Consider the following 22,391-nt stretch of genomic DNA (forward strand, 5'->3'; position numbering starts at 1 on the left):
GTCGCTTTCGAGTTGCGTGACGAATTCGAGCTGATTTCGACTTCGAACTGTCTAGACCGACAGCAAGCGCCCGGACACTCCTCATATTCCGACGATCGTACGATTACTTCACCGAACGAACGCAGTGTTGGGATCAGATAGCCGATTAGCGAAGTAGTAGTAGAGAATATCTCGGAATATCCTTATATGATTTCATAGATAGGGTGGAAACAAGTCGTTCGTTAGCATCAGTGTTTTAGTATTCGAACGCCCAGTATTACGGAAATGGTTGTTCAGAAGCCGATCGCTCAGGACGCACGACTGTGGGCCCGGAATATCGGCGGGATCGACGAAACGACGGTCGAACTCGAGTCGGGGGTCACGGTGTTGGCAGGGCAGAACGCGACGAACCGGACCTCGCTCTTGCAGGCGTTTATGGCCGCCCTCGGGGGCGAATCGGCCTCGCTCAAGGCCGACGCCGACGAAGGCGAGGTCGAACTCGAACTCGACGGCGACACGTACACCCGCCAGTTGCGGCGAGCCGGCAACACCGTCGTCACAGACGGTGATCCCTACCTCGAGGACCCGGAACTGGCCGAACTCTTTGCCTTCCTGCTCGAGTCGAATCCGGCGCGCCGGGCGGTGACGACGCAGGACGACCTCCGCGAGATCATCCTCCGGCCGGTCGACACCGACCAGATCGAAGCCGAAATCTCCCGGCTAACCGCCGAAAAAGACCAGATCACCGACGAACTCGAGCGCCTCGAGTCGCTCAAGCGCGACCTTCCCGACCTCGAGCGCCAGCGCACCGACATCCAAACCCAGATCGAGGAGAAACGCGCCGAACTCGAGGAAGTTAAGGCCGAAATCGAGGCCGCCGAGGACGAGGCCGACGACCAGCAGGCCCAGTCCGACGAACTCGAGGAGAAACTCGAGGAACTGCGCGAGCGCCGCTCCGAACTCGAAGACGTCCGCTTCGACCTCGAGACCGAGCGAGAGAGCCTGGCGGCGCTGCGCGAAGAACGCGAGGAGATCGAGTCCGAGCGCGACGACCTTCCCGAACCCGACGCGACGGATCCCGACGCGATCGACGAGGAGATAGACCGCCTGCAACGCCAGTCCCAGTCGATCGACAGCGTCGTCAACCAGCTTCAGAGCATCGTCCAGTTCAACGAGGAGATGCTCGAGGGCTCACATCCGGAGATCCGGGAGCTACTGGCCGAGGGCGACGACGCAGCGAGTTCCGACGGCACCGTCACCGACGCGCTGCTCGAGGACGAGGAGACGGTGCGGTGCTGGACCTGCGGCAGCGAGGTCCAGCGCAGCGAGATCGAGGAGACCATCGAGCGGCTGCGCTCGCTCCAGGAGGAGAAACGCAGCGAGCGCACCGACCTCGAGGAGCAGATCGAATCGCTGCGGGCCGACCGCCGGGAGATCGAGCAGACCGAACGCGAGCGCCGCCAGCTCCGCGAGCGGCTGGCCGACGTCGAAAACGAGATCGACCGCCGCGAGGACCGCCTCGAGGAGCTGACCGAGCGACAGGAAGAACTGGAAAGCGAGATCGACGCCCTCGAGGACGAGGCGGCGGAGCTGGAGGCGGAGGCCGACTCCGAGGAAGACGCGGACGACGACGGGGAGAGCCTGTTGGAGCTCAACCAGCGAGCCAACGAACTCGAGTTCTCGCTGGGGCGCCTCGAGCGGGAGTTGGAGACGACGACCGAGGAGATCGAGGAGATTGAATCTGCCCTCGAGGAGCAGGACGACCTCGAGGCTCGCCGAGCGGAGATCCGCGAGGAACTCGAGGAGCTGCGCACGCGGATCGATCGGATCGAGCGCGAGGCCGTCGACTCCTTCAACGACCACATGGATACTGTCCTCGAGATCCTCGAGTACGAGAACATCGACCGGATCTGGATCGAACGTGTCGGCCAGACGGTCCGGGAAGGCCGCCGCAAGGTCGAGCAGACGGCCTTCGACCTCCACATCGTCCGGAGCACCGAGGAGGGAAGCACCTACGAGGACACGATCGACCACTTGAGCGAGAGCGAGCGCGAAGTGACGGGGCTGATCTTCGCGCTGGCGGGGTATCTCGTCCACGAGGTCTACGAGGACGTCCCGTTCATGCTGCTGGACTCGCTCGAGGCGATCGATTCCGAGCGGATCGCGGCGCTGGTCGAGTACTTCGAGGAGTACACCGACTTCCTCGTTGTCGCCCTACTTCCTGAAGACGCCCAGGCGATCGACGACCGACGCGAACGCATCACCGACATTTGAGCGAGCGCGGCTTCAGCCGTGGATTTTCGTCGTTTACGTTCTCTCTCGCGCAAGCTCGGTCTACAGTTCTACGGGCCTGAATCGAGCGATTCACCGGCCGAAGGGGCCGCTTACGGCGAGTTAACCGGTCCGCAAGGATCGGTCTCGAGCAGCCCGTCGGTGCAAACGCGATACCCTGCCCCTCGATTCCCTCGGTCGTCGGTGCGGTGACGACCGCGATGAACGATGACCGCGTTCGACCGCTCCGATGCTACTGTCGGCGCGGCGATAGCCGATCGGCATAGGACCGTCGTCTCGGTCGCACGTCCGCTGGCGGTAATATGATGCTACTCTGTTGAGTGTAGAGAACTGTTATCAAACGGACCGTTCGTAGCAACAGTTTGCTGTTTCAGAATGACGAACGATAGTATGGGGGAGCCGCACTGGCGTTTTCCGGACGAGCGAATACGAACGTCCTAGGGCTACCGCCGCCTATTTTGCGCATCGTTCCCAAATCCGTTACCGTCATCGATATCAGTCCCTACTGGACGCTCACGTGATCGAACAATTAAATAATGATATTGAGTATCGTTCGTATCTTATCTATACCGCGTGCGTCGCGAGCTATTCGGATAGTAACCGGGGAATTCGACGTACTGTATCAACGTCCGGTTTGCGGTCCGATCGGTTCCCCTGCTGATCGACCGCGCGAACGATCGTCCGGCGGTCCCCGGCAGGAAGTACGACAGGCAGTTGACTGCTGTCTCCGTTCGTCACGGACTCGAGCGCTGTGAGCGGTGTCCGACCGAAGTCGTCGCTACGGCCGAGTCGCCCCCGTCAGAGACGGCGACTCGACCGCCGAACGCGGCCGCGGCCGATAGAGCGCCGCCGTGACGTGGCGTCGTGGACTCAGTTCGCTCGAGGACGGGCGGCGGCCCGTCAGTCCTCGGCGGCGCCGATCGTCAGGACGGGAACCGGCGCCGTCCGGAGGACTCGTTCCGTCGTCGATCCCAGCAGTCGCTCGTCGAGTCCGGTCCGGCCGTGGGTTCCCATCACCACGAGATCGATGTCGGCGTCCGCCGCGAACGAGCGGACCGTCTCTGGAACCGACCCGCTCTCGACCGTCGTCTCGACGTCGTCGACGCCCGCCTCCCGAACGGCCGACTCGCCGTCGGCCAGAATCTCCTGCGCGTCCGCCTCGAGCCGGTCGTGGACCGGTGAGGAGCCGACGGCGTCGCCGAGCGCGGGCTCGTCGATGACCGACAGCAGGTGCACCGTCGCGTCGTGGTGCGCCCCGACTTTCGCGGCGAGATCCAGCGCCTTCCGCGCGTTATCGCTTCCGTCGGTCGGGACGAGAACGTCGTCGTAGGGGTACGGTCGGCGCGCGTCCGCGTCCTCGCGAACCGACAGGACGGGCGTTTCGCTCGCGTTGACGACGTGCTCCGTGACGCTCCCGAGGACGTACTTCTCGAGGCTGTCCCGGCCGTGGGTTCCCATCACTACGAGATCGACGAAGTCGGGGTTCGCCGCGTCGACGATCGCTTCCCGCGGATCGCCCTGAACGATATCGTCGGTGACGGGCACGTCCCGCTTCGTCGCTCGCTCGCGCGCGTCCGAGATGACGTCTTCCCCCTCCCGTTCCAGAACGTCGACGACGGTACCCTCGTACTGCGTGAGACTCGGCTTGTTCGTGTCCGCGACGTACAGCAGCTGCACCGTCGCCTCGTGGGTAGACGCGATCTCGAGGGCGTACTCGAGCGCGGCGGTCGCCGGATCGCTGCCGTCGACGGGAACGAGAACGAAATCGAACATACCGGGTATTCGGCCGGACGTCACATATCGTTATTCCTACCGCGAGCGATCGCGGCCCGCTCGACGCGGTCTCGGTAGCGGCTGCCGGACGAGGGAGTCCGACCTTCGGTTCTCGCCGGCCGGGTACCGTTCATCGTCGTTCCGTCCGGTACCGAATGCGACTCCGATAGTGTCGGATTACGAGGACGACCAGACCGCGCGGTAGCCGTCGGCGTATCCGGCGATCGCCTATCAGTCCTCGAGTTGAGTATTCCCGCACAAGGTCTATTGATGACGGTGATTGAGGATAGCGTACTGATTCTGTATGTCAGCCATAGGAGTCGTTCATATGGACCTCGGCGCGAAAGGCGGCGGTGAGGCCGTCTGCATGAACGTTCTCGAGACCCTTCAGGACGACCACGAGGTGACGCTGCTGACGCTGACCGAGCCGGACCTCGCCGACCTCAACGAGTACTTCAACACGGACGTCCGCGATATCGCTGTCGAGCGGGCGGGGGTGCTCGCGCCGTGGATGCACGAGCGCTACGGGTTGCGATACTACATCCTGCAAAACGCGCTGCTCGGTCGATACGCGCGGAGCCGGGCGGACGAGTTCGATCTGCTCGTGAGCACGATCAACGAACTCGGCCTCGGGCCGAACGCCGTCCAGTACGTTCACTTCCCGTTCGACTGGACGGTGAGCCTCGAGAACCGCGAGCACATCTTCCACCCGACGGTGGAGGAGGATTCGTTCTACGAGCGGCTGTGTACGTTTGTCGGCGAGATCGATCAGACGGAGCTCCAGCGGTGTACGCTGCTCGCGAACTCCACGTGGACGGCCGAGGTCATCGAAGACGCCTACGGCACCACGCCGCAGGTCCTATACCCGCCGATCGATACGGCCGAGTTCGACGAGTTCGAAATCCCGTGGGCCGACCGCGAAAACGGGTTCGTCACCGTCGGTCGTATCGAGCGGAGCAAGCGGATCGCCGAGATGATCCGAATAATCGACGGGGTTCGGGACCGCGGTCACGACGTCCACTTCCACGTCATCGGGCCGACGGTGGACGACGAGTACTACCGGGAGGTGGTGGCGCTGGCCGACGACCGGGATTACGTGGACCTCGAGGGCGAGATTCCGCGCGACGAGCTGGTCGAGCGCATCTGCACGCACCGGTACGGCATCCACGGGAAGGAGTACGAGCACTTCGGCATGGCCGTGGCCGAGCTGGCCGCCGGCGGGACGATTCCGTTCGTCCCCGCGACGGGCGGGCAACACGACATCGTGAACGGTCGCGAGACGCTCGAGTACGAGTCGCCGACGGACGCCGTCGATCGGATCGACCGCGTGCTTTCGACGCCGTCGCTCCAGCGGGAGCTGCGGATCGATCGCGCCGAGATCGAACGCCGGTTCGGCCGCGAGCGATTCCAACGCGAGTTCGACGACATCGTCGCCGCCGCGCTCGAGGAGTCGCCCGCGGCGGTCGAACCCTCCCCCGCGGCGAACGTCGAACCCGGATACGGCGATTGAATCGCTTTCCCTTCGGCACCGGCTCACGCTCTCGCTCTCGCTCCCGCGGCAGGTATCGGTGTGGTCCTTACCCCCCTGCGAGCCGATGGTATCGTCGCTCGAGCGCCGACACCGTCCGCTCCCACGGATAGCGGCGTTCGACGTAGCGGCGACAGGCACGCCCCGCGGCGGTTCGCGCCGCCGGCGCGAGCGCCGCCCACTCGCACATCGCCCGCGCCAGCGCGTCGGCGTCGACCGCCGACGCGAGCGCCGGCCCCCGAAACTCCTCGAACGCGGTCAGTCCGCCGATCACCTCCGGCGTCGCCCCGACCGGCGTGCCGACCGCGGGGGTGCCCGACGCGAGCGCCTCGAGCGTCGCGAGGCCAAAGCCCTCGAGCTCCGTCGTCGGGAGGACGAAGCAGTCCGCGGCCGCGTACGTCGCGGGGAGGCGGTCGTCGGGAACGTAGCCGAGGAACGTCACCGCGTCGTCGATGCCGAGGCGAACGGTCCGCCGCTCGAGGCGCTCGCGAAGCGGCCCGTCGCCGGCGATGTAGAGGCGGGCGTCGGGGTGTCGATCGCGGACGGCGACGAACGCCTCGAGCAGGAGGTCGTGTCCCATCCGTTCGCTGAGGCGCCGCACGGTGAGGAACGCTGGGCGTCCGGGGAGGGCGGTCGAGTCCGCTCCCGAGCCGTCCGTCTCGAGCGGCTGGGTCGGGCCCGGACCGTCGGACTCGATCCGTTCCGCCGCCGTCGCAGCGCTCGGCGCGTACCGCTCGAGGTCGACGCCGCCGGGGACGACGATCGGTTCGGAAGCGCCGCCGTAGGTTCGGCGGAGTCGATCCCGCATAAACGCGCTGAGCGTGACGATCTCGTCGCAGGCGTCGAGCGCGCGAGCTTCGACGGCGTGTCGGAGCCGGGCGTTGAGTTCCCGACGGAGGTCGCTCCGGTCGCTCGAGCGGGTCCGAATGCGGTACTCCGTCGGCCAGGCGCTGTGAAACGTGCAGGACCGAGGGATCGCGTCGTCGGCGAGCGCCGACAGCAGCGGTCCCGTCACCGGACCCTGGAGGCTGAGGACGTCGGGCGGACCGTCAGAGCACAGCGCATCGACGTGTCCGGCCGTCTGGGGTAGCGACCGGGGCAACTGTCGGATGACGGCCGGTGCGTTTCGCTCGGCAATCTCGAGGTCGTAGCGGCGGACGTCCATCCCGGCGACGGTCTCCCGTTCGGGGACGTCGCCTCGGCGACGCGTGAGCACGGAGACGTCGTGCTCGCGGTCGACGAGTCGGCGGCCGGTCTCGTAGACGTACCGACCCGAGCCGCCGGAGCCGGGGTCCGGGTAGAGGTCGTGGGCGGCGATTGCGATGTGCACGCGGAACGTTCGGAAAGACGAGCACTCGCTCCAAAAAAGCGGGGCGTGACCATGCCGTCGGAGTACGGTGGTCCGACCGATCGATCGGTCCCGATTCAGGACGACTGCAACCGACTCCTGAAGAACCCGACGAGGCCGCTCACGTATCCGGTTCCCCAGATCGCCACGAGTATCGCACCGACGCCGTTGAAGATGAAATCGGTGACGATGTCGTCGATCCCGTAGACCGTGACGAAGCCGCCGAAGGTGAACTCGAGCACTTCCCAGAGGAGGCCCGCCGCGAGGACGAACACGACGATGAACACCGCTCGAAACTCCTCGGGGACGTCGATCTCGTTCGAGTGGAGTTCCAGAGCCCGGAAGGACGCGTATCCAATGCCGGCGATAACCGTCGCCGAGAACGTGTGCGTTATTTCGTCGTACCACTGGTACTGCTCGTACAGCCCCATCGAGCCGACCGTGTGGAGGAGCATGGCGACGGTGATCCAGAGCACGAGGCCGGGGTCCATCGAGTAGTCGTACTCCCGTCGTATCAGCGCGGGCAGCAGCGTGACGCCGAGCGCGATCGCCGCCGTCGCGGCGACGTTTATCCAGTTCGTCAGTAGGCCGGCGACGATCAGCGCAACCAGCACGGCCTGAAGGGTCCGCGTAACGAGTCGTTCCTGGGAGTCCGACAGTCCGAGCGCGTCGCCGATAGTCATCGTGTCCTCGTTCGATACGTCGGTCGGTCGACTACTTCCGCCGGTTCGAATCGGGTGACGTACCAGTAAAAGAGGCTCCCGACGGTAAATCCCACGACGGTGACGACGACGATGTCCCGCTGCAGTTCGGTCTGCGTGGTCAAGAAGTCCGTTCCGAGCCACTGATCGGAGTAATACTGGGCGACGATCCAGACCGCTTCGGTCGCCATGGTCGTCAACACGCCGAAGGCCACGGCGAACCGACGACCGAGTTCGACGGGCGTGAACACGTCGAGTTCGACGACGACGATGAGCGCCGCCGCGGCGATCAGCAGATACCCGGCGAGTTCGGGATAGAGATCGATCGCCCCCGTGAGGACCGCGAACGCGGCGAGAACCGACAGCGGCCACGGAACGATCGCCGTCCAGTCGCGAGTCACCACCGCCGGGACCGCGATCACGACCGCGAGAAGTAGCGAGACCCCTCCCCAGAGCAACGCCCCCGCGAGAACGCTGCCGACTGCACCGAGCGCTACGAGTCCCCCCATCGTCCACCCGATGATCGCGTTCCGCCGGACGCCGATGGCTGACGGGGACACGATTCTAGGCGGGCGTCAGCTCGGACGGACGTCGGTCCGAACGGTCGCCCGTCGTCCGACCGCTCGATCGGCGCTCGCGCGGATTACCTGAGATCATCTCGCTCTATGGTGAAGGAGTCTTCGTCGATCGCGTTGAACTCGGCGGCGACGAGATTGCCGGCCGGATCGAAGACCTCCGATTCGTCTCGCATGATGTAGAGCCGTCCCTCTTGGGTCTCTGCTCCTTCCTGCACGAAGAAGAGAAACTGCTCGTTCGTCCCGAAGTACTCGGCGTGGACGGTGTTGTAGTCGGTGAACAGCCCGCTCTGTTCGACGTCCGGCGGCACCCACCCCTGCGGCCCGGAGGTGATCGTAAACGGCGCGCTCCCGAAGAAGTTGTCCGGCCGGACGGCGGCTTCCCCGCCGGTGTCGTCCAGTACCTCGAAATCCTCCTCGACCTCGAGGTCGAAGGGGAGGTCCGCGTCGCCGAGCGGGCGGTACTGGACGCGAACGAGTTCGGACGTATCGATTTCTTCTCGGATCGGGGCTTCCCACTGGTCGAAGACATACTTCTGGCCTTCTTCGATCTGCGTATTCTGCGGGACGAAGAGGTAGCCTTCTTCGTTCGTGTTGAAAAACTCGATGACGCGGACGCTGTAGTTCTGCAGGGACTCCGGATTGCCGACGGGGGGCGCGTTCTCCAGCGGCGGCGAAACGACCCGGAAGACCGTGCCCGAAAAGAACGTTTCGCCGGTCGTGTACGCTTCTCGGAGTTGGCCCTGATCGGTTTCGGTCCCGGTCCCGGTCTCGTTCGACGAATTCTGCGCACCGACGCTTCCGGTCGTCCCGAGTCCGAACGCGGCCGAAGCGATCGCCCCGGCCTTGACGAACCATCGACGCGATCTCCGGCTAAGCTGGTCGTTCATATCAATTGGCTCCCTCTCGGAGGGTAATTTACCCCGTTTTCGAATAAACTCCCTGCTGGCTTTTGCAGCCGTCCGCCCTCCGTAACCGGCTGTCCGTGCCGTTCGTACTGCCGCCCGTCGCGCTGCAGGGCCATCCTCTTTGACGGAGGACGTGGTCGTTCCCTCCGCCTCAGATGGTTACGTACGATTTCGACGGGCAAACGGCACTGGTGACGGGCGCGGCCCGCGGCCAGGGCCGTTCGCACGCCCTCGAGTACGCGGAGCACGGTGCGAACGTCGTCGCGACGGACGTCTGCGAGACGGTCGACGAATCGCCGTACGAACTCTCGGGTCGCGAGCAACTCGAGGAGACGGTCGCGCTCGCCGAGGAGCGCGGCGCCGAGGCGATCGGCCTCGAGATGGACGTCACGGACGAAGCCGAGGTCGAAGCGGCGGTCGAAACCGCGGTCGCGGAGTTCGGCGGGATCGACATTTTGGCGAACAACGCGGGCGTCGCCCCCGTGGAGTCGCTGCTGGACCTCGAGCAGGAGACCTGGGATCTCGCGGTGGACGTCAACCTGAAGGGGATGTGGCTCACCGCGAAACACGTCGGTCGGCACATGGTCGACCGGGGCGGGGGCGGTCGGATCGTCAACACGTCCTCGACGGCGGGGTTCGTCGCCTCGCCCGGACTGGGCCACTACACGGCGGCGAAACACGGCGTCATCGGCCTGACGAAGACGCTCGCGGTCGAACTCGCCCCGCACGATATCACGGTCAACGCGGTCTGTCCGACCGCCGTCGATACCGAGATGACCAGCGGCATCGTCGAACACATCGACGACGACATCGCGGAAATCGCCGAGCAGTCGGGCCCCGACAACCTCTTTGCGGACATCCTCCAGCCGGAAGACGTCAGCGCGGCGTTCATGTGGCTCTCGAGCGAGGACGCCCGGTTCGTCACCGGGATCGCGCTCCCCGTGGCCGCGGGGGCGACGGCGCTGTAGCGTCGCCGGCCGGCGCACTTAATAGGCGAACAGATTCTCGGGAACCCTTATCCGGCGACGGCCGCGCAGTGCTGGTATGTCCACCGCTTCTACCGATTCCGCAGCCGTCGTCGCCGTCGGACTCGGCGGCCTCGGTCGCGTCCTCCGCCGATCGCTCGCCAACCTCGGTGCGAATATCGACGTCGTCGCCGGCGTCGACGTCGCCGACGCCGCTCGCGACCGGTTCGAAGCCGCCGTCGGGGCACCGGCGTACGCGGATCTCGGGACCGCCCTCGAGACGCACCGCGACGACCTCGACGCGGCGATCATCGCGACGCCCCACGCCCTGCACCACGAGCAGGCCGTCGCCTGCCTCGAGGCCGGCCTCGACGCGTTCGTCGAGAAGCCGATGGTGACCGACGTCGCCGACGCGGTCGACCTGATCGAGACGGCCGACCGTCTGGACCGCACGCTGGCGATCGGGTACCAGCGACACTTCCACCCGGCCTTCGTCGAGATCAAGCGCATCGTCGACTCGGGGCGGATCGGCGACGTCCACGCCGCGAACGCTCACCTCTCGCAGGACTGGATCGACCTCCAGCGGGGCACTTGGCGAGCAAACCCGGAGCTCTCGGGCGGCGGTCAGCTCTACGACTCCGGCTCGCACCTGCTCGACGCGCTGCTCTGGACGACCGGCGCGACGCCCCGGACGGTCTCGGCGCAGATGACCTTCGACAGCCCGGGCGTCGACACGGACGCGGCCCTCGCGATCGACCTCGAGGGCGCCGACGGCCGGCCGGTGACCGCGAGCGTCTCCGTCAGCGGCGCCGGCATCGACGGCGAACCCGCGGAGGGGTACGCGATCTGGGGGACCGAGGGTCGGCTCACCTACGACGGGACGCGCCTGCGCGTCACCGAAGACGGTGCGACGACATACGAAACCGAGATCGATCCCGTCGACTTCGAGACGCTGACGGAGCGCAAGCTCGCGGACTTCTTCGCGGCGCGGGAGGGCGGCGACCCGGCCGTCTCCGGCGAGACCGGTCTCGAGATCACGGCGCTGACCGAGGCCGCGTACCGCGCGGCCGAGGAGGGTCGGACCGTCGACGTGCGAGCGTTGATCGACGAGGCGCGAGCGGCTCACGCGCCGGCGACGGCCGACTAGTCGGTCAGTACCGAGTCGGTTCCGACGTCGACTCAGTCGGCGATCACGCGTCGTCGTCGGAGTCGATCGCGTCCTCGCCGAGTCGCTCCCCGCAGTTCGGGCAGCGGTCGTAGCGGAGGTCGCGGCTCGAGCGGTGAACCTCCTCCATCGCCGCGCGGACCCGGTCTTCCGCGTCCCGCTCGTCGGTCGGCGAGAGCGAGGTTCCCTCGACTTCGATCAGGAACCGCGCTACCTCGGTCGCCTCGTACATGATCTCGTCCAGTTCATCGGCCGTGAAGAAGTCGGCGTAGGCGCCGTAGAGAAACGTCGCGCCGGCGGTGCGGACCTTCTCCTCGAACGACCGTCGCGACTGGTAGACGGCCTGACGCGTGTACGGCTCGTCCATGAATGGCACAAGCTCGGGCAGGTTCTCCCCGATCTTGGTCATCTCGACGCCGGTTCCGGTCCGAAAGTCCGAACAGAGGCGCGCGATCGCCCACTCGCGGGCCGTGAAGGCGACGCGATCGCGGAGAAAGTCGTTGACCCGGTCGTAATCGGCGCCCTCGAGTCGTTCGAATCGATCGGGCTCTGGCGCGGCTTTGCTAGGCTCGGCGGATGAATGCGTATCTTCGGGCATGGTGGGTTTCTGCGGTTGCCCGCATCACGTTCAGGGGCCGGAGGTGGATAACGCTGTCTGTCGCGCCGTCCGGCGATTTCCCCGACTCGAGGAGCGAATTCGGACCCGCGAATCGCTTCACTTTCACTCCGCTACGCGAGCCCTTTTTGACGGCGACGCCGTTCCTGAGATATGGTCACCCGACGAAATCGAACCAGACCATCGCGCCAGTTCCCGTTCGAACGAGGTGGATCCCGATGACGCGGCGTTCGTCCGCCGACGCGGCGTCGTCCGACGCCAGCCGCTCCCGACTCGAGAACGGCCGGACGCTGAACCGCATCACGTTCCGGGCGACCGACGACCAGCTCGCGGCGCTGGAATCGCTGGTCGAGGACGACGTCTACCACTCCCGGAGCGAGGCGATCCGCGCGGGGATCCGGGAGTTGCTCGAGCACCACGGGTCTCCCGAGCGCGATCGCGACCGGCCGTGACGAGCCCGCGGCGTCGCCGATCGCGCGGTACCGGCCGCGGACGGCTGCGGAACCCGCCCCGTTTCACAGGCAACGGCTGGGACTTTTCGCCGGCGGGCCCGTACCGAACGTCGATGCCAAGTGGCGATCGTCACTCCGGCGATCATCGCGTGCGGGCCGCCTGGAGGCGGGCGAAGAAGTGGCTCCTCGTCGACGGCTCTCGAGGCGTCGTCGCGGCGATGATGATCGCCGTCGTCTTCGCGTTCGTTTCGGCGGTCAGCGTGTCCCCGCTCGCGCCGTGGGATTCCGTCGAGCCCGCCTTTTACGTGTTCGTCGGGCTGATAACCGGCAACATCACCGTCATCACCGTCGTCGTTTCGATCAGTCAGCTGTTGCTCTCGACGGAGCTGAAGACCCCCGACGAGCTCCGATCGCAGATCGACAGCGCGACCGCGTACCGCGACGAGGTCGGTGACGCCGTCGGACGGATTCCGCCGGTCGACCCGCTCGAGTTCCTTCAACTCTTGTTCGAGACGGTGCGCCGGGACGCGCAACGGTTGGGCGGACTCGCGAGAAGCGAGACGAGCGGCGTCATCGTCGACGACATCGACGCCGCCGTCACCGAAGTCACCGACCGGGCGACGAGGGTGGACACGCACCTCCGGACGGCGGACACCGCGACGATCGAGGCCCTCTCGGCGACGCTCACCGTCACCTACGCCGACGAGATCCGCCACCTCCGACAGATCCAGTCCGACTACGACGAGCGCCTGCCTGAGAACGTCTCCGAACAGATCGACGCCCTCGTCGATCACCTCCTGGACATCGACGTCGCGCGGCAGTACTTCAAAACGATCTACCTGCAGGAGGAACTCGCCGTCCTCTCTCGAGCGCTCGTCCTCGCCGGCCTGCCGGCGCTTGCGGTCGTCGTCGCCGGACTGTTGCTCTTCACCGCGTCGACCGGTGCGTCCGTCCCGCAGTCGGCGCTTCCGGTCTTCCTGCCGGCGATCGTCGCGATCGGATTCGTTCCGCTGGCCGTCCTCTGTGCGTTCGTCGTCCGCATCGCGACCGTCTCCCGGCAGACCGCGGCGATGCTCCCGTTTCGGGCGCCGGCCCAGCGATAGTGGACTCATCGCTGAGAAAGGACCTGATTGGATCGTGGCCGTCGTGGCTGCCATCGCGGTCGGATTCGGACCCCGATTGCAGATCGATTCGGACAGACCCTATCGACGACCCCGGCTCCAATCACTTCAGGCTGCGAATATGTTCGGCACAGGGGGCTTCCCGTCCGCCGAGTAGTATCCACTACGAAGATGACGACCGAGCTCGACCTGCGAGGGCGACCCGATGACGAGTATCGGACCCGGATTTTTGAGGCGTTGACCGACGCAGAAACCGGCGACGTCTTCGCAATCGTCGCCGAGGAGGACGTCGATCCGCACCTCGTTCGGTACCAGATCGAACGCGATCGCGCCCTCGAGTGGGAGTACGACCATCCGGACGCGGAACCGCGAGAACTCCGGTTGACGGTGGGCGATCCGCTCGAGGGCGAGTTCGGAACGATCGACGTTCGGGACCTGAAACCCCAGCGTCGTCACGAAGTGCTCCTCGAGATTTTCGACGCGCTCGAGGCCGGCGAGGGGTTCGTCCTCGTGAACGATCACGATCCCAAGCCGCTGTACCACGAACTCCGCTCGACGTACGGGGACGTCGTCGGCTGGGAGTACGCGAGCGAAGGCGACGGCGAATGGCGGGTCGAGATCGAAAAGACGGCCGCATCGGCGGCCGACGGCGAGGACGTCGTTACTCGGTACGACGTGCGCAAGATCCCGAAACGGGAGCGCCATCCGACGATCCACCACCGGTACGGAATGCTCCCCGACGGCGGAACGATGGAACTGATCGCCCCGCACGAGCCCCGGCCGCTCCGCCGGGAGTTCCGCCAGCAGTACGGCGACACCTTCGAGTGGGAACTCGTCGATCAGGAACCGGGCCGATGCCGCGTTCACATCACGAAACGAAGCGACGCTGACGGCGACGCCTCGAGCGGTATCGAAACCGATGCGAACGACGCGGCGATCGACGGGGATGCGCTCGAGACGACCGCCGAACTCGACGTTCGCGATCTCCCGCCCGCCCAGCGGCACGAACGGATCTTCGACGCGTACGCCGAGTTGACGGGTGGCGAGGGATTCGTGCTCGTGAACGACCACGACCCAAAGCCGCTGTACCACCAGTTCGAGGCCGAAGCCGGGCCCGAATTTCGATGGGAGTATCGAAAGCGAGAGCCCAGCGAGTTTCGCGTTCTGATCGGGAAAGCGAACGCGAATGATGCCGAAGGTGAGGCAAGTAACCGCTCGGACGGGGCGGAAACGGGATCCGAAGCGCCGTTTTGAGGCGCCTCGACGTTGCCCGCGAATCAGTCTTCAGTACGGTTTTGGGCCGGTGACACTATCTAGACTATTCGCTGCTTCCCGACACCTGGGCGATGTGACTGAACGTGACCAGGCCGAGCCCGCCCACGACGTTCCCGGCCGTCACGATGGCGGTTATCCACCCCAGCGTACTGATGGCGATCTCGGCACCGAACTGCATGCCGAAGAAGACGTGGAGAACGGTGACGATCACGTGATCGAACGGCCCGAGCGCCAGCAGGATTCCGACCATGTACGTCACGGCGATCCGGCTGCCGACGCTGTTGACCGACTCGAGGAGGTGTGAGAGCAACGCCACGAGCGCCCCGCCGGCGATGGCGTCGGCGAATATCCCTTTCGTTTTGCGGTGAACGATATCCTCGGCGACCGACACCAGCGATTCGCCGGTCCCGGGGGGAAGCGCGCCCTCGATGGAGAGCACGAAGACGAAGAGAGCGCCGCCGACGAGGTTGACCACGAACGTCACCGTCCACAGGCGGAGCAGCGGTCCGACGAGCCACGAGTCGTCTCGCTCGATCGCCGCTGCCACGGGATCGAAGAAGTTCTCGTTGAACAGTTCCGTCCGTCCGGTGACCAGCATTACGAGACCGATACCGAACGCGAGCGATCCCGGCAGCTTCGAGGCGGCACCGATGCGCGGTGCGAGGGTCGCATGGGCGATGCCGAGCGCCGCGAGGCCGAAGACGATCGTGAACCCGGCGATGAAGCTGGTCGAGACCAACTCGAGCCACGACTGATTGAGGCGCCGTTCCCCCTCGCTGGCCGCGCGATCGAAGATCTCGGCGGGATCGGGAGCGACGGACATGCGCTGACAATCGTTCCACCTGATAGGTGAAATAGGACGTGCCTGCGTTTCCGGAGATCGATCACATCTCGCGTACGTCCGGTCGCCGTGGCGGTCGATCCCGCGCTCGAGTCGCGATCGGCGTCGAGTCTCTATCGGTACGCCCGCACCAACGTTTTCCGGGACTCCCTCGTACGTGTGCCAGAATGGTCGGATTCCGTCCGCGTATCGCCGTCTCGAGTTCCGTTGCAATCGTTCAATCGATCGAGCCGGTGCGGCTCCTCTATCTCGCGATCGGCGTCGGCTGTCTCCTCGTCGCGGTCGTCGATCTGTTCTGGACGACGCTGTGGGACGATAAGGGAGCGGGGCCGCTCTCGTCCCGGTTGATGACCGGCGCGTGGCACCGACTTCGAACGGTCGGCGGCGATCGCGTCTCGGTGCTCTCCGTCGGCGGCCCGCTCATCCTCGCGTTGAACCTCCTGACGTGGGTCGGGATCATCTGGCTCGGCTGGACGTTCGTCTTCGCCGGCGGCGAGAACGCCCTCGTTCACTCCCGCCCCACGGGCCCCGTCACGTGGATCGGGCGGTTCTACTTCGTCGCACAGACCATGTTCACGATGGGGAACGGCGATTTCTATCCCGGCTCCAGCGTGTGGCAAGTCGCTGCCGCTCTGACGACGGCCAGCGGAATGTTGTTGGTCACGCTCGGGGTCTCGTACGTGATCTCGGTGCTCCAGGGCGTCACCAGCCGTCGATCGTACGCCAACAGCGTCCTGGGCGTCGGAAAAAAGGGCGAGACGTTCGTCACGACCGGCTGGGACGGCGACAACTTTGACCGGTTCCACCACCTGCTCGATTCGCTCTCGGCGGAACTGAGCGACCTCGGGGCCCAGCACAAGATCCATCCGATCCTCCACTACTACCGCAGCGAGAAGCTGCTGGACTCCTCGGCCAGAGCGGTCGTCGTCTTCGACGAGGCGCTGACGCTCCTCCGGTTCGGAATCCCCGAGGAGCACCGGCCGAACGACGCCATCGTCGGCAGCGCCCGCTCGAACGCCGAGAGCTACCTCGAGGCGTACACGGACACGATCGAGCCGGCCGATCAAGCGCCTCCGGCGCCGGATCTCGATCCCCTCCGCGAAGCGGGCATCCCGACGGTCTCCGACGAGGCGTTCGCCGACGCGGTCGCGGACCTCGAGGAGCGCCGTCGGCAGCTGCGCGCCGTGATCGAAGCGAGCGGCCGGGAGTGGCCGGAGGGGGATGAGGACTGAACGGCGCACGCCCCCTTCGAACCGTAGTCGCCGTCTCCCGAACCCGATCGCCCTCGAGCGACGTTCGACCGCGATCGAACGGCAGTGTGCCCCTCGAGAACGGTGGTCCGCACTACTCGACGCCCGTCGAATCGGACGCCGGCGCTCAGAGACGTTTTTCGACGGCGGTGACGCCTTCCGAGAGCGTCTGGCGCTTGAAGTACAGCCCCTCGATCGAGAAGACGATCGCCGCGATGACGACGACCAGCCAGAAGACCGCCGGGAGCTGCGAGTAGAGGTACCACGTTAGCATGACGAAGAACGCGACCGACCCGACCGCACCGAGCAGCGGCGGGATCGGGTTGAGGTCGACCTCGTCGCGGACCGTCAGCGCGAGCCCGGACATCGCGCCGAAGACGACGATGAAGGCCAGCGAGGCGAACTCGACGACGGCCTCGAGGCTCCCGAGGATGGTGAACGCGGCCGTCAGCAGCCCGATGACGATCACGGTTCGGCTCGGGGCCGCGTCGGCGTCGGGATCGCCCATCTCGTGGGGGAGGATGTCGTCGCCGATCAGGTTCTTCGCGAAGATGGCCTCGCTGAACAGCGTCGAGTTGATCGCGCTCGCCGTCGAGATCAGTCCGGCGAGTCCGACCCCGAGAGCGAGCCACTTGGAGATGAGCAGGGCGCCGTAGAGCAGCGCCGGCTCGGGTTGGGCGGCGATCACCTCTTCGGGCAGCAGCGTCGTGATCACGAAGCCGACGAGGATGTAGATCGCCGCCGCGATCGGGATCGAGATGTAGACGCCCTTCGCGAGGGTCTCGTCGGGGTCGTCGAACTGCTCCTGATCGTAGAACAGCAGCTGCCACCCTTCGAAGGAGACGAAGCCGACGGAGGCCGCGAGGATCGGATTCAATCCGAGTTCCGAGAGGCCGAGATCCAGTTGATAGTTCGCGGCGCCGAACCAGAGGCCGACGAGTCCGAAGACGGCGATGATACCGGCCTGCACGAACACGAGATAGCGCTCGACCGCCGCCGACGAGCCCGCGCCGAGCAGGTTCAATCCGATGAAGATCGCGAGGACGCCGACCGAGAGGAACTGCCTGATCGGCAGCCCCCAGACGTACTCGAAGCCGATCATCATCTGGCCGTACATGCCGAACGCGTACGCGTACATCGCCATCGTTCCGATGTAGCCGACGACGAGCGTCCAGCCGACGACGCCGGCGACCGTCGATCTCCCGGTCAGCTCTTCGATGTACGTGACGGACCCGCCGTCGCTGTCGGTCGCGTCGTTGAGCTTGATGTACGAGTACGCACAGCAGAGCACGACGACCGTCGCCAGCGCGTAGGCGAACCACGTCAGGATGCCGGCCGCGGCCACGACGATCCCGATCGCCGCGTAGATGCCGCCGCCGACGATCCCGCCGACGCCTAACGCAACGGCCGTTCCGACGCCGAATTCACCGTCACCGTCGCCGTCGCCGTTTCCACCGCCGTCGTCGCTCATGACCCATCACCTACGGTGACGACCTCGTTTTCCCACACGAGCCGCGGATTGACCTTCGATATCGGATGCACGCGGAAGTTCGAAACGTTCCCGTCCACGGCGAAGCTGTTCTCGTACGAGGAGATCGGCAGGCAGACGCGGTCCTCGAGCAACCGCCGAATCGCCGCCTCGTAGAGCCGTCGCCGCCGCTCGCGCTCGCGCGTCTCCCTGGCGTTTGCGAGTCGTTCCATCACCGCGTCCTCGCGGTAGAACGTCCCGTTGGTCGTCCCTTCGGCGTTCTCGTGGAACGCCGGGTAGAGGAACGAATCCGGATCGGGGGTTCCCGAGATCTCGCCGACGAACACCGAGTAGTCCCGCTCGGAGCCGGAGACGTACCGCTCGAGGTACGACGTCTCGGGCTTCGAGATGACGAGCGCGCCGTGGCCGGCGTCTCGAAGGCCGCCCGCCAGCGCCTCGCCGAGCTCCTTGTGCTTCGGATCCATCGTGGTCAGGATGCGGAGTTGGCCGCTCGTCTCGTCGGCCTCACGGAACAGCTGCTGGGCGCGTTCGGCGTTCTTCTCGTTCGCGAGTTCGGCCCACTCCCCGGTCGGCATGTCCCACTCCTCGGCCACTTGCGGCGGGAGCGGGCCGTACTGGCGCTCCCCCATCGGCTCGATGAAGTCGGCGACCGCCTTCTCGAGGTCGATGCAGTAGCTGATCGCCTCGCGCACCTGCGGGTCGGTCGTCGGCCCCTCGTTCAGGTTGAACCCGAAGTAAAGCGACGTGTACCCCTCGCGTCGTTTCACGGCTGCACCCCCGACGCTCTCGACGTCGTCGACGATCTGGGGCGACACCGGCTCGATCGCGTCGTTACGGTTCGTCCGGAGGCTCGTCAGCTGGGTCATCGGAAACTCGACATAGGCCATCGTGACCCGCCCGATCTCCGGGACCGGCTCGCTCCAGTAGTCGTCCCACTGCCGGAGCGTCGCCTTCTTCTCCGCGCTGAACGACGCGACCTCGTAGGGACCGGCGCCGATCGGATCCGTCGCGAACGCCTCCCTGTCGTCCTCCCGTTCCTCTCGGGGGACGATCGGGTGCGTAAGCGCGTGCTCGAGCGCGGGGTACGGTTCGGAGAGCGACAGGCGAACGGTCCGCTCGTCGACCGCCTCGATCGAGTCGATCGGGCTCACGCGCCACGCCGTCGGCGCGTCCTCCTCGAGGGGCGCCTCGAACGAGTAGACCACGTCCTCGGCGACGACGTCCCGACCGTTCTGGAACCTGGCCCGATCGTCGAGTTCGATCACGGCCTCTCGGCGGCCGTTCTCGTACCGGGGTTCGCCGGCGGCGATCGCCGGGACGACGTCGGTCCCCTCGGCGTACGCGTAGAGCCCCTCGAAGACCCGCTCGATCGTCTGTTCGGAGCCGATCGATTCGGCCTCGATCGGATCGAGCGTGACCGGCGGTCGGAGGGTGCCGATCCGGAGCGTCGGATCGGGGCCCGTCCCCAGCGTCGTCGAACAGCCGGGCAGCACGGCCGCGCTCGCAGCGCCGACGCCGGCGAGCACCTCCCGTCGCGTCGGCCGATTCCGGTCGTCCCGCGCGTCTCCCGCGTTCGACCGCTCTCGAGGACCGGATCCGACTGGTGCGTCGTCGCGTCTGCGGTTTCGCCGTCGCATCGGAAACCGTACCGACCATTGTGACGGAGAAATCTTGGGTCGGCGGCTTGCTGTTGATGGGAGCGGCCGGCCGCTCGAGCGCGATTCGAGGAGCGTACGCTAGATCGGGTCGGAACCGATGACCCGCTCCCGTCCATTGCGAATGCGTGGGACAAGATGAGTTGGCGGGACGACGTAGGGCCACTCATGACCGACGGGAGCTTCGGTCTCACCGAAGCCGTCTCGATGGCGCTCGGGGGCATGATCGGCGGTGGGATCTACGCCGTCCTCGGCGTCGTCGCCGGAATCACGCAGGCTGCGACGTGGTTCGCGTTTCTCCTGGCCGGTCTCCTGGCGACGTGCGCCGCGTACTCCTACATCGGGTTGAACGAACTGGCCGCGGACGGCGACGACGGCGGGGGTGGCGGCTCGGTAACCTTCGTCCAGTCGTTCACCGGAAACTCGACGCTGGCCGGCATGATCGGGTGGACGCTGCTGTTCGGGTACGTCGGCTCGATGGCGATGTACGCGTTCGCATTCGCCGAGTTCACGATTTCGCTTCCCGCAGTTCCCGCCACCGTCGTCGGACTCCCGCTGCGTCCGCTTCTCTCCGTGTTCGTGGTCGCCGGGTTCGTGGGGCTGAACCTGCTCGGGGCTCATGCGACCGGGTCGGCGGAAAACGTCCTCACCTCGGTGAAAGTCGTCGTGCTCGTCGCGTTCGGGATTGCGGGGGTCTGGTACGCGCTCGCCGTCTCGTCCGAGCCCGTTTCGATCGGCGCCGGGAGGCTCACCTCGTTCAGTCCCGTTATGGCGGCCGCCGTCTCCTTCGTCGCCTTCCAGGGCTGGCAACTGCTCTTCTACGATCAGGAGAGCATCGAGGACCCGCTCGAGACGATACCGCGGGCGATCTACGTCTCCATTCCCGTCGCGGTGTCGATCTACGTGCTCGTGGCGCTCGTGACCTACAACCTCGCGCCGACCGCCATCCAGAACAACCCCCACACCGCCCTGGTCGACGCCGCGTCGACGATCGGCGGCGCCGTCGGCCTCTCGAGCGCGGCCGGCGTCGTCATCTCGCTGTCGGCGCTGTTCTCGACCGGCAGCGCCATCAACGCGACGCTGTTCTCCGCGGGCTATTTCGCCAAGGGAATGCTGACCGACGACCTGCTGCCCGACCGCGCGGGCGACTCGAGCGAAAGCGGCGTTCCGACGCGGACGCTGCTCGTGTTGGGCGCCGTGACGGCGGCGTTTACCGCCTACGGCAGCCTCTCGGCGATCACCTCGTTCGCCTCGCTCTCGTTCATCGTCGTCTTCGGCGCGATGAGCGCGCTCGCGTTCGCCCAGCGGGACGACGACCGCATCGGCGCGACCTGGCCGGCCGTCGGCGCGGTCGGCGGCGCCCTCTCGTTCGTCCTCATGTTCTACCACCTCTACACGGCCGAACGGGGGACGTTCTACGCCGTGCTCCTCATCGCCGTCGCGGTGTTCGCCGTCGAACTCCTCTACTTCGAACGCGACGTCCTCGAGGAGGAGATCCCCTATCTCGATCACGAGTCGGGTCGTACCGCCGACTGACTGCGGCGCAGGACATCGCGAGCGCCGATGAAGTGAGAACCGCGGTGGACGACCTCGAGCGCCGCTCGGGTTCCGGCGGCGGCCGAGGCTACTCCGACTGGGGCAGTCGTTCGGCGGCCGTTCGGCGGCTCGATTCGGCGCGCGTCCGGGGATCGTGGTCCGACGTCAGCAGTCCCGCCGCGCCCGCCAGCGCGACCGTGACGACCGCGCTGGACGTCGGGTCGTGTTGGTTGCGTGGGTAAGCCCAATCCCTTTCCCGTCAGACACTTGCCACCTGACGAGGTCGGTGTCCAATGAGTAACATGCCCGAACTGAAACCGAGCGACGAGGTAGACGAGCGCCACCTCGAACTCGCCCGCCAAGCGGGCGACGCCTACCGCGAGGCGGCCGAACACATGATCGAGGAGGTCGCCGAAACCGGTGCGAAGACCGAATCTGGTGACTACATCGTGGGCTTCGCCCAGGAGGAAGCCGAGGGTCTGTATCGAATGCAAGACGGCGGACTGGAGTGGGAGGAGCCCGCCGAGAACGAGAACTGCCACCTCGAGGTGGTCGTCGCCAGCCGCGCCGACGGACGATTCCTCCCTGGAGTAGACGTGCGGGTGACTATCGAGGACGACGGCGACGCGGTCGTCGGTCCGACCGAGATACCGTTCCTCTGGCACCCCGGTCTCTACCACTACGGCGGGAACTTCGAACTCCCCGGCGACGGCACCTACGCGATCACCGTCGAGGTCGACCCGCCGGAGTGGCCCCGCCACGACGAGCGGAACGGCGACCGATTCGCAGAGCCCGTCGAGGAACGGTTCGAGGACGTGCAGATCGAAACCGGTCGAGATTAAGATCGCACAGCGGCGGACCTCGGGGCGACGGCCCGGCCGACGGACTCCCGCCGCTCCCCGACCTCGTCCCTACTCACCGG

The 22,391-nt window shown here is 66.2% G+C and carries 19 protein-coding genes; 10 read left to right on the plus strand and 9 right to left on the minus strand.

Going from position 1 to position 22,391, the window contains the following annotated elements:
• Positions 1-264 precede the first annotated feature (264 nt).
• Positions 265-2,253: an archaea-specific SMC-related protein gene (locus tag ACYQ26_RS06070; protein WP_459807965.1), complete on the plus strand. Its 1,989-nt coding sequence runs from the start codon at positions 265-267 to the stop codon at positions 2,251-2,253.
• Positions 2,254-3,171: 918 nt separating this feature from the next.
• Here ACYQ26_RS06070 and ACYQ26_RS06075 read toward each other — a convergent pair.
• A complete protein-coding gene (locus ACYQ26_RS06075) occupies positions 3,172-4,044 on the minus strand; it encodes a universal stress protein (RefSeq protein ID WP_459807966.1) in 873 nt (290 codons plus the stop codon).
• A 304-nt stretch (positions 4,045-4,348) separates the two neighbouring features.
• Here ACYQ26_RS06075 and ACYQ26_RS06080 point away from each other — a divergent pair, with 304 nt between their 5' ends.
• Positions 4,349-5,554 (plus strand): glycosyltransferase family 4 protein, encoded by a 1,206-nt coding sequence (locus ACYQ26_RS06080; RefSeq protein WP_459807967.1) that lies wholly within the window; start codon positions 4,349-4,351, stop codon positions 5,552-5,554.
• Between the two features lie 67 nt (positions 5,555-5,621).
• On the opposite strand, the gene ACYQ26_RS06085 is transcribed toward ACYQ26_RS06080, so the two are convergent.
• From ACYQ26_RS06085 to ACYQ26_RS06100, 4 genes are all read right to left on the minus strand, one after another.
• Positions 5,622-6,902: a glycosyltransferase family 4 protein gene (locus ACYQ26_RS06085; RefSeq protein ID WP_459807968.1), complete on the minus strand. Its 1,281-nt coding sequence runs from the start codon at positions 6,900-6,902 to the stop codon at positions 5,622-5,624.
• Between the two features lie 95 nt (positions 6,903-6,997).
• On the minus strand, positions 6,998-7,603 hold the full coding sequence (locus tag ACYQ26_RS06090; protein WP_459807969.1) for a DUF2238 domain-containing protein: 606 nt from the start codon (positions 7,601-7,603) through the stop codon (positions 6,998-7,000).
• A complete protein-coding gene (locus ACYQ26_RS06095) occupies positions 7,600-8,130 on the minus strand; it encodes a hypothetical protein (RefSeq protein ID WP_459807970.1) in 531 nt (176 codons plus the stop codon). The genes ACYQ26_RS06090 and ACYQ26_RS06095 overlap by 4 nt, the downstream gene beginning before the upstream one ends.
• Positions 8,131-8,264: 134 nt before the next feature.
• Positions 8,265-9,086: a hypothetical protein gene (locus ACYQ26_RS06100; RefSeq protein WP_459807971.1), complete on the minus strand. Its 822-nt coding sequence runs from the start codon at positions 9,084-9,086 to the stop codon at positions 8,265-8,267.
• 173 nt (positions 9,087-9,259) lie between these two features.
• Between ACYQ26_RS06100 and ACYQ26_RS06105 the strand changes: the two genes are divergently transcribed.
• A complete protein-coding gene (locus ACYQ26_RS06105; RefSeq protein WP_459807972.1) occupies positions 9,260-10,072 on the plus strand; it encodes a mycofactocin-coupled SDR family oxidoreductase in 813 nt (270 codons plus the stop codon).
• A gap of 76 nt (positions 10,073-10,148) precedes the next feature.
• Positions 10,149-11,216, plus strand: a complete 1,068-nt coding sequence (locus tag ACYQ26_RS06110; protein ID WP_459807973.1) for a Gfo/Idh/MocA family protein — start codon at positions 10,149-10,151, stop codon at positions 11,214-11,216.
• A gap of 43 nt (positions 11,217-11,259) precedes the next feature.
• On the opposite strand, the gene ACYQ26_RS06115 is transcribed toward ACYQ26_RS06110, so the two are convergent.
• Positions 11,260-11,832, minus strand: a complete 573-nt coding sequence (locus tag ACYQ26_RS06115; RefSeq protein WP_459807974.1) for a DUF5806 family protein — start codon at positions 11,830-11,832, stop codon at positions 11,260-11,262.
• 236 nt (positions 11,833-12,068) lie between these two features.
• Between ACYQ26_RS06115 and ACYQ26_RS06120 the strand changes: the two genes are divergently transcribed.
• The 3 genes from ACYQ26_RS06120 to ACYQ26_RS06130 all read left to right on the plus strand — a co-directional run bounded on the left by ACYQ26_RS06120 (position 12,069) and on the right by ACYQ26_RS06130 (position 14,677).
• On the plus strand, positions 12,069-12,302 hold the full coding sequence (locus ACYQ26_RS06120; RefSeq protein WP_459807975.1) for a ribbon-helix-helix domain-containing protein: 234 nt from the start codon (positions 12,069-12,071) through the stop codon (positions 12,300-12,302).
• A 113-nt stretch (positions 12,303-12,415) separates the two neighbouring features.
• Complete coding sequence (locus tag ACYQ26_RS06125) at positions 12,416-13,405, plus strand: DUF7972 family membrane protein (protein WP_459807977.1); 990 nt, start codon at positions 12,416-12,418, stop codon at positions 13,403-13,405.
• Positions 13,406-13,594: 189 nt separating this feature from the next.
• Positions 13,595-14,677: a DUF2249 domain-containing protein gene (locus ACYQ26_RS06130; protein ID WP_459807978.1), complete on the plus strand. Its 1,083-nt coding sequence runs from the start codon at positions 13,595-13,597 to the stop codon at positions 14,675-14,677.
• A 64-nt stretch (positions 14,678-14,741) separates the two neighbouring features.
• Here ACYQ26_RS06130 and ACYQ26_RS06135 read toward each other — a convergent pair whose 3' ends face one another.
• Positions 14,742-15,521 (minus strand): formate/nitrite transporter family protein, encoded by a 780-nt coding sequence (locus ACYQ26_RS06135; protein ID WP_459807979.1) that lies wholly within the window; start codon positions 15,519-15,521, stop codon positions 14,742-14,744.
• A 185-nt stretch (positions 15,522-15,706) separates the two neighbouring features.
• On the opposite strand from ACYQ26_RS06135, the gene ACYQ26_RS06140 reads away from it, so the two are divergent.
• Positions 15,707-16,771: an ion channel gene (locus ACYQ26_RS06140; RefSeq protein ID WP_459807980.1), complete on the plus strand. Its 1,065-nt coding sequence runs from the start codon at positions 15,707-15,709 to the stop codon at positions 16,769-16,771.
• Positions 16,772-16,916: 145 nt separating this feature from the next.
• On the opposite strand, the gene ACYQ26_RS06145 is transcribed toward ACYQ26_RS06140, so the two are convergent.
• Together ACYQ26_RS06145 and ACYQ26_RS06150 are read right to left on the minus strand one after the other, a co-directional pair.
• Positions 16,917-18,260 (minus strand): APC family permease, encoded by a 1,344-nt coding sequence (locus tag ACYQ26_RS06145; protein WP_459807981.1) that lies wholly within the window; start codon positions 18,258-18,260, stop codon positions 16,917-16,919.
• Positions 18,257-19,915, minus strand: a complete 1,659-nt coding sequence (locus ACYQ26_RS06150; protein ID WP_459807982.1) for an ABC transporter substrate-binding protein — start codon at positions 19,913-19,915, stop codon at positions 18,257-18,259. Before ACYQ26_RS06150 ends, ACYQ26_RS06145 begins: the two co-directional genes overlap by 4 nt.
• Before the next feature lie 156 nt (positions 19,916-20,071).
• Here ACYQ26_RS06150 and ACYQ26_RS06155 point away from each other — a divergent pair, with 156 nt between their 5' ends.
• Positions 20,072-21,469, plus strand: coding sequence for an APC family permease (locus tag ACYQ26_RS06155; RefSeq protein ID WP_459807983.1), 1,398 nt, complete (start codon positions 20,072-20,074; stop codon positions 21,467-21,469).
• Between the two features lie 293 nt (positions 21,470-21,762).
• Positions 21,763-22,311, plus strand: a complete 549-nt coding sequence (locus ACYQ26_RS06160) for an iron transporter (protein ID WP_459807984.1) — start codon at positions 21,763-21,765, stop codon at positions 22,309-22,311.
• The last annotated feature ends 80 nt before the right edge of the window (positions 22,312-22,391 follow it).

This window comes from Halopiger thermotolerans (genome assembly GCF_054654555.1).

What these genes read in the sequence shown, in the direction of transcription:
- ACYQ26_RS06070 (WP_459807965.1), top strand. Translation starts at nt 265, where the DNA reads ATGGTTGTTCAGAAGCCGATCGCTCAGGACGCACGACTGTGGGCCCGG.
- ACYQ26_RS06075 (WP_459807966.1), bottom strand. Translation starts at nt 4,044, where the DNA reads ATGTTCGATTTCGTTCTCGTTCCCGTCGACGGCAGCGATCCGGCGACC.
- ACYQ26_RS06080 (WP_459807967.1), top strand. Translation starts at nt 4,349, where the DNA reads ATGTCAGCCATAGGAGTCGTTCATATGGACCTCGGCGCGAAAGGCGGC.
- ACYQ26_RS06090 (WP_459807969.1), bottom strand. Translation starts at nt 7,603, where the DNA reads ATGACTATCGGCGACGCGCTCGGACTGTCGGACTCCCAGGAACGACTC.
- ACYQ26_RS06095 (WP_459807970.1), bottom strand. Translation starts at nt 8,130, where the DNA reads ATGGGGGGACTCGTAGCGCTCGGTGCAGTCGGCAGCGTTCTCGCGGGG.
- ACYQ26_RS06100 (WP_459807971.1), bottom strand. Translation starts at nt 9,086, where the DNA reads ATGAACGACCAGCTTAGCCGGAGATCGCGTCGATGGTTCGTCAAGGCC.
- ACYQ26_RS06105 (WP_459807972.1), top strand. Translation starts at nt 9,260, where the DNA reads ATGGTTACGTACGATTTCGACGGGCAAACGGCACTGGTGACGGGCGCG.
- ACYQ26_RS06110 (WP_459807973.1), top strand. Translation starts at nt 10,149, where the DNA reads ATGTCCACCGCTTCTACCGATTCCGCAGCCGTCGTCGCCGTCGGACTC.
- ACYQ26_RS06115 (WP_459807974.1), bottom strand. Translation starts at nt 11,832, where the DNA reads ATGCCCGAAGATACGCATTCATCCGCCGAGCCTAGCAAAGCCGCGCCA.
- ACYQ26_RS06120 (WP_459807975.1), top strand. Translation starts at nt 12,069, where the DNA reads ATGACGCGGCGTTCGTCCGCCGACGCGGCGTCGTCCGACGCCAGCCGC.
- ACYQ26_RS06125 (WP_459807977.1), top strand. Translation starts at nt 12,416, where the DNA reads ATGCCAAGTGGCGATCGTCACTCCGGCGATCATCGCGTGCGGGCCGCC.
- ACYQ26_RS06130 (WP_459807978.1), top strand. Translation starts at nt 13,595, where the DNA reads ATGACGACCGAGCTCGACCTGCGAGGGCGACCCGATGACGAGTATCGG.
- ACYQ26_RS06135 (WP_459807979.1), bottom strand. Translation starts at nt 15,521, where the DNA reads ATGTCCGTCGCTCCCGATCCCGCCGAGATCTTCGATCGCGCGGCCAGC.
- ACYQ26_RS06140 (WP_459807980.1), top strand. Translation starts at nt 15,707, where the DNA reads ATGGTCGGATTCCGTCCGCGTATCGCCGTCTCGAGTTCCGTTGCAATC.
- ACYQ26_RS06145 (WP_459807981.1), bottom strand. Translation starts at nt 18,260, where the DNA reads ATGAGCGACGACGGCGGTGGAAACGGCGACGGCGACGGTGACGGTGAA.
- ACYQ26_RS06150 (WP_459807982.1), bottom strand. Translation starts at nt 19,915, where the DNA reads ATGCGACGGCGAAACCGCAGACGCGACGACGCACCAGTCGGATCCGGT.
- ACYQ26_RS06155 (WP_459807983.1), top strand. Translation starts at nt 20,072, where the DNA reads ATGAGTTGGCGGGACGACGTAGGGCCACTCATGACCGACGGGAGCTTC.
- ACYQ26_RS06160 (WP_459807984.1), top strand. Translation starts at nt 21,763, where the DNA reads ATGAGTAACATGCCCGAACTGAAACCGAGCGACGAGGTAGACGAGCGC.